The organism is candidate division WOR-3 bacterium (assembly GCA_039804165.1).
In the GTDB taxonomy this organism is placed as follows: domain Bacteria; phylum Hydrothermota; class UBA3072; order UBA3072; family UBA3072; genus JAFGHJ01.
The window spans coordinates 75,401-90,216 of sequence record JBDRZZ010000006.1; the positions used below are offsets into that span (position 1 = coordinate 75,401).

A 14,816-nucleotide genomic window follows, 5' to 3' on the forward strand; every position below is an offset into this window, starting at 1 on the left:
CCAGTAAGTAGTCCGCCGACTTTAGAATCAATTGAATCATTATATCGTAATACAGGTTTAGCACATGCAAAGGCAGTGCGGAATATGCTTCCAGTAGATGCATATGTAGGTGATTACCAGCCTAGTAATTGTCCAAGTATTAACGAGGCGCTCTTAAGGTTGATGTTAAATGATAAGACGAATGAGGAGAAGAAGCCGGCGTTAATAGCGGTATTACAGAGAGGTATTGATATGATACATTGGCAGATATTAGGTAATGTTCATCCTGAATCGGGTCACCAGCCGGGATTGTTAGCGATACCGACATTTACAGCGGCTTTATTGGAAATTAACAAGTATAAGGTATTTGTGCAGACACTAGCGGAGGTATTAGGTAATGAACGTTATTCTAGGAAAAATTTTCATGAATATTGTATGTTACACGAGAGTAGTTGGAATCCAGATGTAGTTTTATGGGGAGGGGTTGATACTGAGAATAAATACTGGGATTATGTTATAAAAGGTAGCGGTAATCGTTCGATTGCAGATCCGTATGGGTATATAGATGGAGGTAAATCACCTGAGCCGTCGTATCAGGCGATATGTATTAATGGATATAAAGGGGAGGTGTTATGTGCGCATTTGATGCCGGCAATGCGGGAGGTATGGTTTGATTCAGTGTATATGAGGATGACGAAGTATGTAGATAGGATGGTGAATTTAGGTAAATGGACACAGCCAGATCCATGCGCACCTGCAGAAGGGGTATGGAGGGGGACGGGCCCGAAGAATGGTAAGCCATGTACATCAGCGATGCCAAGTCCTGATGGAGGAGATACATGTATATTGAGTTATGATAATTACAAGAAGACGTTTGGGCCTGATACGAATAATCCTGGTAAGTGTATATGTGATAAGGATTCGTCGGATGGGATAGGTAGATTTCCGTATGTGCATGGTAGTCAGGTAGGATGGCAGTATAAGAGTAAGTTTGTGGACACGATGTGGAGTGTATATAGAGCATCTGGTGTAGAAGAGGAAGAAAAAGGAAATTATTCAGATTTTCTATTGTTGGAGAATTATCCTAATCCTTTTAGTGGAAAAACCAGAATAGTTTATGGGATACCTAGAAAATCAAGGGTGATGGTGAAGGTTTATGATGTGGTTGGGCGGGAAGTGATTAAGCTTGTAGATGAGGAGAAGGAAGCTGGTAGGTATGAGATAGAATTTGAAGCTGAGAGGATACCCTCGGGAGTTTATTTTTGTAAACTTACAATGGGTGAATGTTCTTTTGGGAAAAAGATAGTAGTGATAAAATAAAGATAAGTTAATAATATTAGGCTATGGTATTGCAATATTAGTGTATGGTATAAAAGGACACAGGTTAGTATAAGGTTGAATGGAACGAAACGAATTTAATAGGGCGGTCAGTGGTAAGCGGAGTGTATTCTTATCAGCTAACAACAAGCAGCAAGTATGTAATGGCCAAAAAGATGTTATTTATTGATATAGAGAAAAAAGAAAGATTAAAATTAATAAAAAATAAATAGAAGGGTATAAAAATGAGAAAAAATTTTTTGATGTTAATAATAATAGCAATACTTATACAAACGGTGGAAGTTTATTCTGAACCTCTTATAGTTGACCATAATGCTGTGGAACTATATGATGATATACCACAACAATGGATTGATTCGGTGAAGAAAATGTGGGTTACAGTTCCTGGAGAGTCACATTCAAAAGGATACCGTATTGGGCTACGTTTACTGGACTCCATTGATAACAGATTTAGGGTCAGTATTAAAGAATCTGGAACTCCAGAAGGACCAACTAATCAATATCTTAGATTTAGTTCTGCTACCTGGGGCGATGTTGAGCATCCAACAGGCTGGATATATGGTTATGGTGAGGAAGACTGGTATACAAGTGATACAGCAATAAATCGAACAAAAGCTAGTATAACCTATTGTAACAAAAATGGACTTGTGCTAAATGCAATGGGTTTTGGATGGTGTTGGGACATGACATGGCAGAATGGAGTTGGTGGAGGAGAAGATCCCGTATATAGATGCAGGTGGGCTGGTTCCTCAGTTGGCGGTCCAGATGGAAACAAACGCTGGGGTTTAGATGCAGAAGATTCGGTTCTAACCGGTAATCGTGTTTGTATGGATACTTATTTGCGAGCAACTCAGGAATATATCAATCACTGCAAAGCTAATGGTTACCCCACTAAGGTGTTTTTTACAACCGGACCGGTTGACGGTACAAGCGGAGAGCTGGCATACCAGCGATATTTGAAACATGAGCATATTCGTAATTATGTTAAAAACTCCACTGATGGAATTCTATTTGACTATGCAGATATACTTTCATGGAGTGATTCTGGAGAGGAATATACCATAAGCTGGACAGATCTTGGTGGAACTTATCACTCATTCCAGCATATCCATCCTGATAATATGTTAGATTTAGATGGCAGTTACACAGAAGATGGCGACCATATTGGTCAACGTGGTGCGTTAAGACTTGCAAAGGCTATGTGGTATATGTTAGCTCGAATTGCAGGCTGGGATGGAATCTTAGGGGTTGAGGAGGATGGAAAGTTTGAAGCAAAAGATTTTCTCCTGAGGCAGAATTATCCGAATCCATTTCATATAACGACAACAATCAGCTATCGGCTCCCAACTAGAGGTTATGTTAGACTTACCATATACGACTTCCTTGGAAGGGAGATTAAAGCACTTGTTGATGGGATGAGAGAATCTAGTGAGCAAAAAGTAGAGTGGGATGGTAAAAACACACAAGGTGAACAAGTTGCAAGCGGAATATATTTTTACCAATTAAAAACAAGCAGTGGTTTTATAAGCACGAAGAAGATGTTGTTGATAAGATAAATTGTTATAAGAAGATATAATATGAGAAAAATAATACAGAATATATCTATATGTATATTTTTGTTAAGTCACATTGCTTTTGCACAGAGTGTTCTTTTAACCTATCCATCGCAAAACCAGTTGAATGTTAATCCTGTAACGAATATAGCGGTTGTATTTAATGTCCCAATTAATCCAAACACAATAAATGATAGCACATTTATTGTTTATGGTAGAGAGACAGGTAAGAGAGTAGGTTTATATGGTTATGATGCTTCGTCTATGACTGCTGAGTTTAATCCTGCTAAAGATTTTGCGATAGGAGAGGTTGTTACGGTTATTTTGACAAAAGGTATTAAGACACTGGCAGGTAATCCATTGTCCAAGCCGTATCAGTGGAATTTTACCATAAAAGCAGGAGAAGCAGAAGCAAACTTTGAGAATAAGATAGGTTATTACATTGGTAGTTATCCGGAAGCAGTTGTTGCTGTGGATTTGAATAATGATGGTTATGCTGATGTGGCAGTAGCTAAAGGAGAAGATAGTATTACTGTTTTGCTAAATAACGGAGAAGGAGCATTTAATAGCAAAACTAATTACTACTCAAAACCCTCTCCATGCTCTATCTATGCTTCAGACCTAGATAATGATGGTGATATTGATCTAGTTACTGCTAATGGTAGATGTGATAGTATTGTTATCTTCCCAAATAACGGCGATGGTACTTTTGGGCAAGCTATTTTTTATACTACTGGAGATTGTCCCGTTGATGTTATTGCAGCAGATTTTAACGGCGATGGTTACAAGGATTTAGCTGTGGCGAACGCTTGGTCTTGGACATTTTCAGTTTTTATGAATAACGGAAATGGTGGTTTTATGCCTAAAGTAGATTATCCGGCAATTCACCATATACATTCTGTATTAGCATTTGACATTGATAATGATGGTGATATGGATATAGCTTTTTCTGGGGATTCTGATAATATGGCAGATAGTATATTTGTTTATAAGAATCAAGGCAATGGCACTTTTACAGGGAAGAAAGGTTATCAGACGGGACGATATCCGTATGCGATGTGCACATCGGATTTTAATGGTGATGGATATGCAGACTTAGCAGTTACGAATTATTATCATTTAGATTTTTCTATATTGCTAAACAATGGTAACGGTTCTTTTTTACCGAGGGCGAATTATTATGTAGGAGTTCATCCGAGTTCTGTTTTTCCTGCAGATTACGACGGTGATGGTGATATGGATTTAGCGATTCCTTATTTAGCATTTTGGGGGAGTCGACATGACTCGCTTGCAATATTTTTCAATGATGGTAATGGAATATTTTCGACGAGGAAGGATTTTCCGGCTGATTCACAATCTTCGTGTGTTTACGGTTCAGATATAGATAAGGATGGAGATATAGATCTTGTGGTTACAAACAGAATGATGTCAAAAAAAGTGACTGTATTTTTAAATTCAAATCACACTGGTGTAGTCTCACAACAAGAATTGCCGTCAATTTATTGTTTATCGCAGAATTATCCTAATCCGTTTAATTCAAGGACAACTATTAGTTATAGTATTGGCATAAGGAGTTATGTGAGTTTGAAGATTTATGATGTTTTGGGCAGGGAGATTGTAACCCTTGTTGATGGAATAAAAGAGGCAGGTAAACACATAGTCGAATGGGATGGAATGAATTTGTTAGGTCAAAAAGTCAACAGTGGTATCTATTTTTATCGACTTAAAAGCAAAGAAAATTTTGTAATCACAAAGAAGATGATATTATTAAATAAGGAGGAGAAATGAAACAATCTGTTATTATACTATTCTTATTTTTATGTGTATTACCACAATTAGTTGTTGTTAAATCTGCGACAATAGATGTTTATATGGCAGATCCAGAAGTTAGGATTGCTCAAAAGCTCTATGTGCAGATATCTGATGTATCTCCCTCAGACCGACTGTTGGTTATACTTGACGGTGATACAGTGTGTGATCGAAATGGGCCTCTTTTGCCCGAGGAAATTGTACTAGTGAGTTACGCCAATCAAGTTGCTGGAGACCATACACTTGTTGTCAAAATTGTAGACATCTACGGCAACGATGCCTCAAACATTTTTACAAGAACATGGCGCACTTTGCATAATGGAATTCCAGTTGTTGGCATAGACGAGAACAATTCTATACGTGTAAACGGGGAGTTATATTTTCCCGTTTATGCACCAGTGGAGCGCACATCAGCCCAATGGATTAGAGATAGCCTGATGAATACAACATTCACACTAGACTATCGTCATCCTGACAGGTGGGATTATACTATTGACGATTATATAGATTGGTTGAATATAACAGTTGGTTATGGAACGCGTAATATAGGTCCAGCAACACGGTTCCAAGGCATAGGCAGAAGGATATGGATAAATCCTGAAACAAATGATACCGTAGTTATAGTAAATGGACATGGTCATGGTAACGATTTAGATATAATACGTCAATATGTAATTGCTGTACGAGACCACCCTGGACTTTTAATGTGGCAGTGGTCAGATGAACCTGACTGTGGAGGCACTGGTAATCGAGCAGAGCCAGAAGAAGTAAGAGCATGGACTGATACATGTCACAAATATGATACAAATCATCCACATGCTGTGAATCTTGGTGCATACCATTACGGACGGAATGATAGCTATTCAGTAAATCTATGTAGAGAATACAGTTACGTTTATGGTGCAAGCACTGGACATCATTCAGGTGAAAGAAAACCGATTGCGGATATTATTGGCTTCGACTTTTATCCAATAGAATATGGATCTATGAGGGATTATAGCGGTTTAGATGTCGGTTTTGTAAGCATGGCAGATGCATTGGATCGACTCCGTTTTGAGTATAATCATGACCTCTTTCCAATTTTTTCCTGGAATGAGAACTGTGATATTCATCCTGAATATACCGATGCTCCTGCTTGCCCTGGGAACAGAGACTATTGCCCTGGATTCTGTTCTTTTGATTCGACGTGTAACCCATCTGGAACACGATGTGACAAATGCTGTCCTGAAGGTTCAGTTAGGTGTACACCTGGTGTTAATTGTCCAGCTTCTACTCGTGGTTATTGTCGCAATAGTCCACCCTATTATCAATGGACACCCCCACCTACGCCAGAGCAGATGTGGGCTGAATACTGGATTAAGATAATACACGGTGTAAAAGGATTTCAGATACACGCTGCATTCAGTGATGATTGTGTAGGGTACAACAGCAGAACACAAGGTCTACCACCTCGCAATGCAGAGACTATGAGAAAATTCCTAACTTGGATGAACGACCTTAAGTATGCTGTGCTTGGACCCGATTACGACGGAACAGTAATTCATCAAGAGGCAAGCGGAGTTAGAGTTGATGTTATGGTAAAAAAGTATGAGGATATTATTTACATCATCGCTGCAAATTTGTCAATGGAACAGAGCGAAACTGTCCAATTTACAATGGATGTAAGTTCACAGGGACCTGTTGAAGTCTATGGGGAAGGTAGAACCATTCCTGTCAGCAATAATACGTTTTCCGATAATTTTGCTCCGTTAGGTGTTCATATCTATAAATATAGGGCTTCAAATGATGGCTCCGAAAGTAATCAACCTAAGCAGTTCTATCTCTACCAGAATTTCCCTAATCCTTTTAACTCTTCCACAAAAATCCAGTTCTTTATTGGGAACAGGGAGAAAATAGAATTAATTATCTATGACATACTTGGTAAGAAAGTACGCACACTCGTTAATGATGTTCTAAGCACTGGTGCTCATACAATTTCATGGGATGGAAAAGATAACTTTGGTAATGTTGTGAGTAGTGGAATTTATTTCTATCAACTAAGAGATGGCAAAAATATAGTAAAAACTAAAAAAATGACTTTAATAAAATAAAGGAGGTCTCTATGAGTATATGTAAAATAGAAAAACTTTTGGTGTTATCAATAGCACTTCAATTTTTGTATGTTACATCATTGAACTCTCAGATTATAGCAGGACACGAAGCAGCAGCGAGTTTTCGTTCTATCCCACTTTCTGCAATATTGAAAGCAAAAGACAGTCTTCACATTGCCTACGGCCACTCATCACATGGTCAACAAATAATCGAAGGTGTTAGAAATTTAGATGCTTTTATGACAGCAAATGGAAGTCCAGCTGGAACATATGCTGTAGATTTTACAGGAAATGCAGGACAGGGTGTTTTGGACTTTCGTGATAATGGTGATTACTATTTTGTACAACATCCTCCAAGACCTTTTCCAGTTGCCAAAGACTTGGGAGCTGATTGGAATAATAATCTTAACTACACTGCATGGGTTTCTGATACGAGGAATTATTTAAATAGTCATCCTGAAGTTAATGTAATTATTTGGAGTTGGTGCAGTCAAGCAGGATATAATAATTACGACCATCATATAGAAGCTTATCTTGATAGTATGTCCGCTCTTGAAGCAGATTATCCAAATGTAAAATTTGTATATATGACAGGTCATGTAGATGGAACAGGGCTTAATGGAAGACTTCATACAAATAATGAGATTATCAGAAACTATTGCATTAATAATGGTAAAATACTATATGATTTTGAAGATATAGAGAGCTGGGATCCTGATGGTAATTATTATGGTGATAAGTTTGTAACAGCCGCTTGTAATTGGGATGCAAATGGTAATGGTTTTACGGAAGAGGCAAGAGAAGATACTGGAGACTGGGTACCACCTGGACCGTTGAATGGAGATAGAAATTGGGCCCTTGAGTGGCAAGAATCGCATACCTTAAACGTAGATTGGTATGAATGTAAAATCAATCATTATCATACCCAGCATTTGAATGATAATTTGAAGGCATATGCATTCTGGTGGCTTATGGCTAGGATTGCAGGCTGGGATGGTTCTCCAGGCGTTAATGAGGATAAAGAACACCTTCCACTTAAATTTAGTTTATCTCAAAATTTTCCTAACCCGTTTAACCCAAAAACAACGATAAGATTTTCGATTTCTGAATATACTATGGTTAGTTTGAAGATTTATGACATTTTAGGGAGAGAAATAGCTACACTTGTAAACGAACCAAAGAAACCAGGTGAATATACGGTTGAATGGAATGGAACGGATCTGTCAGGCCAGCAAGTGGCAAATGGGTTGTACTTTTATCAATTAAAAACAAGCAATGGTTTTATTTTTACCCGTAAAATGGTACTATTAAAATAGATGTTATACATTAATGGTATTGAACTTTGTTAGGGAAAAAATCTTATCGGTTCTATTTTTTGAGATATTGATAACATTACAGGCTTTACCAGCAAATCATTATATACGGGCTGGTGCAACAGGTGCGAATAATGGTAATAACTGGGTAGATGCATGGACAAGACTGCCTGATGTTTTAGTAAGAGGGGATACTTATTATGTTGCAAGTGGAACCTATCCGTTTTATAGAATCGAAGAAGTAAATGGTTCAGGTTATATTGTTATCAAGAAGGCAACAGAATTTGATCACGGAACTGATAGCGGATGGGTTTCAGCTTATGGGCAGGGTGTTGCATCTTTCCAGGGATTGGAGATATTAGCTTCGTGCGTTATTTTAGATGGACAAACTGGTGGAGGACCAGGAAACTGGAATTCAGGATTCGGCTTTGAAGTTGTTAGAACGCCGCCCGACAATTGTGGCGACAATGGTGATTTGCTCAGAATAGGAGCAAGCATAAACGACCCAAAGACCAATATCTATATAAGTCATGTAAAATTTTATTCTACAAGTACAAACTATCCTATGGGAGGTATATCTTTATACGGTGGTGTTGCTAATGCAACTATCTCGTATTGCTCTATTACCAATATTTTTGGTTGCCCATTTTTCTTTAATTCGTGTAGTAATGTTATAATAGAGTATAACTATATAGCTAATACCCGTTCGACTGGTTCAGTTGATCCTTACTGTCCCGGTTGGCATACAGAAGGAATATCTTCTATCGGTCAGAATACTAATATAACGATTCGATATAACTTATGGGATCGCATAGCTGGCACCGCTATAATTGCAGGAATAAATAATGGCACTTGTGAGAATTGGAAAATATATGGGAATATTTTTGCAAGGAGTGTTACAACTATTCGCTATTATTATGATGGGACATCTAATAGGCAAGTTATGAATAACCTAGAATTCTATAATAATGATATTGTAGGTATTCCTGAAACAATTGGTGGTTATGGAGTTTCGCAGGGTGGAATTGTTATCGATAGCGGAAACAATAATAAGGTTTATAATAACATCTGGTATAATAACATAGCTAATTCATTTTCTATTGATGCCGAACATGGATTTAACTATTTCGCCGAAAATCGTAGAGTAGAAGGTTGTTATCCTCAGCCTTGCGATATGGATGAAGATGCTGCTGTTGACGATGTGAACACTCAACTTGGCCCTGATGCAAGTCCGTTTATCAGCGGGGATGGAGCAGGTGATCCTTTACAAGCGAGTTTTTTACTTAAAGTGCCTACTGAGCCAGGTTTGCCACTTAGTGCTGAATTTAATAAGGATATGTTTGGTAACATTCGTGGCGAAGATGGAGTTTGGGACCGAGGTGCTTGCGAATATGTAAATAGCTCTGATGTATGTGATGAGATTTCTGAGCTAGCAGATTTTATATTATCTCAGAATTGTCCTAATCCATTTAACCCAAAAACAATTATAAATTATAGTATTGGAACAAGGGGTTATGTGAGCCTAAAGATTTATGATATTTTAGGTCGTGAAATTGCAATACTTGTTGATGGAATAAAAGAGGCAGGATATCACAAAGTAGAATGGAATGGTAAAAGCTCATCTGGACAACAAGTTGTAAGTGGTGTGTATTTATATCAACTAAAAACAAGCAGTGGTTTTGTGAGTACGAAGAAGATGTTGGTGATAAGGTAAATTGTTTTATGTGCAAATAGATGATTATGAAAAAATGCCTTCCCTTCAGTAATTTTATTAGGGTTGTTAGAGAAATCGTTTTTCCCCCTTGGCAGACACATATTTTTATTTATATAATGCTTTTGTAGTATCTAAAAATAAGGTTAAGTATTATTATATATTGAGGTTAAGGCTTATGAAAGAGTGAAGGGGAGGGAGTATGAAAACGCTCGGATTAATTTTTTGGTTATGTAATAAGGTATAAGACATTCGGGAATGGGGTGTGTAGAAGTCAAATCTATGGTGAATATAATTCGCTTGTGAGGTGTTTGGAAAACAGTATGGATAGATGGATAATTATTGCCATAAAAAATTCGGAAGGATTGTGAAGTGAAATATTATATGTCGAACCGAACTTGAAGAATAGGAGATTAAATATTGGGTTATTTGGGTAAAAATTGATATTGCCCTAAGCAAGGTAATGATATCGGATAAATATGCGGCTGAATGGAAGAAATTTTGGTGGAGGGATGTATTTTTAAAATTTTCTGCAGGCAGAACGAGAAGTAAAAAATCATTCAGAATAAAAATGTTGTTAATGAAATAAAAAAAGGAGGTAGGTATGAAGATGTTAAAAGCAGTGTTAGTAGTAGTTGTTATGTTAAACGCGATCTCCTCTTCTGCCCAGCAGGAAGAGAGATTCACAAAGACAATCTCCTCAATAGACGGAAAGGAATGTGAGGTTTACATAAACAACAAAAATGGCACGATTCACCGAGCGTATGGACTAAAAGGTTTTGATACCCGTATTTCAAGCCGAAATATCGAAAGTTTAAGCAATCAGTTTATTACCAGCCATAAAGAAATCGTTAAAGTGGATCCGGGTAGTCTTGAACTTGTAAGATGTAAAAAAGCAAAAGATAAGGATAGATGGTTTATAAATTACCGACAGTTATACAAAGGGATCCCAGTTTATGGTGCATCAGTGGGATATACAGTACATGAAAATGGAAACATTGTTGCATTTGGTGCCGATGTTTATCCCGATATCAATATAGATGTTCATCCTTCTTTATCAGAAGAGGAAGTGCTGGTGATAGCCAAGAGAGAACTTATATCATTAGCTGAAAAAGAAGGCAAAGATATTCCGGAAGATGAAATAAAAGTCAGTTTGAGACCCGAGCTTTCGGTATATCCCATAGAAAAAGAAAATGGTTATGAGTATAAGTTGGTTTATCAGGTGAGGTTAACTTTTATAGGTAATGAAGGTATTTACGATCAAAGTTATTTAATAGATGCTAAATCAGGGAGTGTTGTGAACTCATATTCAAATGTATTGAATGCTATATACGGTAGAATCAAACTTGAATACTGGACTGATTACTTAAAGGATTCAACGTCTTATTCATATTATAAAGGCTCACCTAACTGTCCTGTATCTCTTTATAAGTTTAATAATAACGGATTGGAATACCTTGCGAGCACAATAACTGAAGAAAGCGGAAGATTTTATTTCCCGTACAGCAGTAGAGCCGGCTATTATGTTTACTCGATGTATCATGCAGGGCAATTGTATAACGATATTGTTAAAATAGAAGATCAAAAAAATAATTATGACTACGCAATGTACTTAGATAACAATTATAGATGGTATTGGAGGGTGAGGGAAGCGACAAATCTTTATGTACATATTAACATATTCCACGATGATTACATCGCAAGATATTCCGACGCTATGGATAACCTACAGGTTCAGGCTATAATAACTTCAAGTGAGCTAATTAATGGTTTATGTACAGGTGGTTTTTTATATTTCGGTACAGAATCTGGTTACAATTGGAGCAGATATCGAGAAGTTGTATATCATGAATATTCCCATTCTTTTACCATTACCAGCAGAAATAGAGAACCAATACCTGGTGGTATTCCTGGTGCGGCTATGGAAGAAGTATATGGATTACTTGAAGGATTAGCAGATTACTTTCCCTGTTCATATCTTAATGATCCTCTAATGGAAGGGCCGAATTTCTCTCGTAATCTTGATAACGACCTTATGTATGAAGGAATTTTTGGTAATCACTATTATGGCCAGATTTTTGGAGGCGCCCTCTGGGATTTACGGAGTTACTTAGGCCAGGAAAATGCAGACAGGCTCATTATTGAAGCAATTGAGATGGAGCCTTACGCTTGGTTTTATAATGAATTTGCAAAAAATATTGCAATAGCTAACGATGATGATGGGAACCTGAATAATAGTGTTCCCGATTGGTTCTGGATTAACAGAGCATTTTACACAAACCACGGTATTCCTTTCAATGTTCCTGCTCCTTCGGTAGAGAGAACAACAGAAGTAATTAATTTTACACCGGAATCTCCAGCACCTCTGGAATATTCTTTATCTCAGAACTATCCCAATCCTTTTAATTCAACCACAACTATTTCTTTCTCCGTACCGGAAGAAGCGCATGTTAGAATGGTTGTGTATAATACTCTGGGGCAAATAGTAAGTGTCCTAGTCGATGGAGAATATACACCGGGCAGCTATTTGGTTAACTTCAATGCAACCGATGTAGCCAATCAAGTATATATAGTAAAAGCGGTTATGACTTCCATCGAAAATCCTAAAGAGCAACATAATTTTACGAAGAAGATGATATTGCTGAGATAGTAAAAAACATTTAACAAAAAGAGGTCTTTGATGGGTTTTGTAAAAGTGTCTTCCACAGGGGCTATTATTGTGCTTTTTTGGTAATTGGTTTTATTTGGGATGGCGGGGTTAAAAACAGTTTTAAGGAAGACTTGAAAAGAAATCCCGACTTTTGGAAAGAAGAAACTTTATACAGGAGAGTTAATATTGGATAAGGTGGTAGGGAATAATATCCAATTATTATCCTAATGGTTTTAAGGTAAGGCTTAAGAACGGAAAAGGGGAAATATATATACTTTTTCAGACGTCGGGGGATGTGAATTACTTAACATGATAATAATGCATATACTGGATTGGTTTTATATAGAAATTAAGGTGGAGGTTCATTTACATTAATCCAACAAAAGCGAATACCGCTTGTCATCCATAATTCCAACACTTCTTTTTTCTTATTCGGAGAGGTCCTTTTGTATGAGCGTGACACTTTATTCTTCATATGGTAATGTACTTGTAAAAAGATAGATAGAGGGAAGCTGTATGAAGTTCTATTTGATGGAATAGAATTTAATAGAGACAGAAGACAGGATAAGATTGAGTCTATAGAGAATACTAATATAACCGGATAAAAGGTTTAAATAACAAAATATTGTATATAAGTAACGTTGTAAGATGAAATATCATCCCGAGGATGGTTCATCTCAGTTTTATTCAAGATGGTATCGCCCAAGGATAATGCTCTCAATTAAACGAATTTCCCCGGAGGGGCTGTGGCAAGGTATTAAGGACAATTTAACGAGTAAGGCAGGGAGCAGGATAAATTTGAAATTCAGTATATCAGTATAGATGATGTTATAATAGGTGAGCTGGTTATATACAATGTTCTTGGAACAACAAGTAGTAGGATAATGTTAAAATAAGAGAAGAAGGTTGTTAAATGGAATGAAGATTTTTCTTCTGTAGTTTCTGTAAACTATTTGTAGATGAATATGTTTTTATAAAAAGATGATTTTTAAAAAATAGAGGGATAGAGATTTATAGAATATGGGAGATTATGGGGGTTGCCTATTTTCATCTTTTCCTACTAATATCTAAATCTACCTGTGGAAAATTTATAGTGTTTTGAGAAAGAGAGAGGTTATAAAGGTCTTGAAACTACACTAAGAAATGTAATGATTGACAATATAGGTTTTGAGAATATATTAATTAAACAAAGGATTTTCATAAAAAGAACTGAAAATTAAATTAAAAATTTTTCAAAGGTTTGGTTATGAAAGGAATAAATTTATTATTGTTTGTTATCACAATAACATTATCGAGTCAACAATTCCCTTATCAAGATCCTAAGCTTAGTTCTAGTGAACGGGCTAAAGATTTGATTTCACGTTTGACATTAGAAGAAAAAGTAGCTTTAATGTGCGATCAATCTGATGAGATTCCTAGATTAGGTATAAAAAAATTTAACTGGTGGAGCGAAGCATTACATGGTTTAGCTTATAACGATAGTGTAACGGTTTTCCCACAACCTATAGGAATGGCAGCTTCGTTTAACGATGAATTAGTTTATAAAATCTTTTGCGCTGTTTCAGATGAGACAAGAGCTAAATATCACGATATGTTACGTCGAGGTGGAGAGAATAGACGATTCCTTAGTCTTTCTGTATGGACTCCTAACATAAACATTTTCAGGGATCCGAGATGGGGTCGCGGACAAGAAACGTATGGCGAGGATCCATATTTAATGGCACGGATGGGTGTGGTTGTGGTAAAAGGGCTTCAGGGTCCGGATACTTCAAAATATAGAAAGTTACTCGCATGTGCAAAACATTACGCAGTTCATTCTGGGCCAGAATGGAGCAGACATGTTATTAATCTGAAGAATATAAGCCCGAGGGATTTATATGAGACCTACCTTCCTGCTTTCAAGGCGTTGGTACAGGAAGCGGATGTTCGCCAGGTTATGTGTGCATATCATCGGTTAGATGATGAGCCATGTTGTGGGAATACACGGTTGCTACAAAAAATTTTAAGGGAGGAATGGGGGTATAAGCATCTGGTTGTATCTGATTGTGGCGCAATTACAGATTTTTTTACAACCCACAAGGTGTCACCCGATCCTCTTCATGCTGCCGTGAAAGCAGTTCTAGCAGGAACAGATCTGGAATGCCAGTGGACAGATCATACATATAAGAAATTATCGGAGGCTGTCAAAAATGGATTGGTTAAAGAAGAAGATATTAATAACCGCTTGATGCGAATTCTAGTCAATCGTTTCGATTTAGGTGAATTTGACGATGATTCATTAGTCCCATGGACAAAAATCCCTATTTCCATTGTAAATTGTGAATTACATCGAAAACTATCATTGGAAATGGCACGCCAATCTATTGTTTTGCT

At 37.0% G+C, this 14,816-nt stretch carries 8 protein-coding genes; all 8 read left to right on the top strand.

The window, feature by feature from the left end; genetic code table 11:
* Window positions 1-231 precede the first annotated feature (231 nt).
* Window positions 232-1,299, top strand: a complete 1,068-nt coding sequence (locus ABIN61_03965) for a T9SS type A sorting domain-containing protein (protein ID MEO0293364.1) — start codon at window positions 232-234, stop codon at window positions 1,297-1,299.
* 701 nt (window positions 1,300-2,000) lie between these two features.
* A complete protein-coding gene (locus ABIN61_03970; GenBank protein MEO0293365.1) occupies window positions 2,001-2,873 on the top strand; it encodes a T9SS type A sorting domain-containing protein in 873 nt (290 codons plus the stop codon).
* A gap of 21 nt (window positions 2,874-2,894) precedes the next feature.
* Complete coding sequence (locus tag ABIN61_03975) at window positions 2,895-4,658, top strand: FG-GAP-like repeat-containing protein (GenBank protein MEO0293366.1); 1,764 nt, start codon at window positions 2,895-2,897, stop codon at window positions 4,656-4,658.
* Window positions 4,655-6,769 (top strand): T9SS type A sorting domain-containing protein, encoded by a 2,115-nt coding sequence (locus tag ABIN61_03980; protein MEO0293367.1) that lies wholly within the window; start codon window positions 4,655-4,657, stop codon window positions 6,767-6,769. Before ABIN61_03975 ends, ABIN61_03980 begins: the two co-directional genes overlap by 4 nt.
* Before the next feature lie 11 nt (window positions 6,770-6,780).
* A complete protein-coding gene (locus ABIN61_03985; GenBank protein MEO0293368.1) occupies window positions 6,781-8,085 on the top strand; it encodes a FlgD immunoglobulin-like domain containing protein in 1,305 nt (434 codons plus the stop codon).
* Between the two features lie 67 nt (window positions 8,086-8,152).
* Window positions 8,153-9,796 (top strand): T9SS type A sorting domain-containing protein, encoded by a 1,644-nt coding sequence (locus ABIN61_03990; protein ID MEO0293369.1) that lies wholly within the window; start codon window positions 8,153-8,155, stop codon window positions 9,794-9,796.
* A 601-nt stretch (window positions 9,797-10,397) separates the two neighbouring features.
* A complete protein-coding gene (locus tag ABIN61_03995; protein MEO0293370.1) occupies window positions 10,398-12,443 on the top strand; it encodes a hypothetical protein in 2,046 nt (681 codons plus the stop codon).
* Between the two features lie 1,246 nt (window positions 12,444-13,689).
* Window positions 13,690-14,816 (top strand): glycoside hydrolase family 3 N-terminal domain-containing protein (locus ABIN61_04000; protein MEO0293371.1); only part of this gene is annotated, 1,127 nt, incomplete at its 3' end.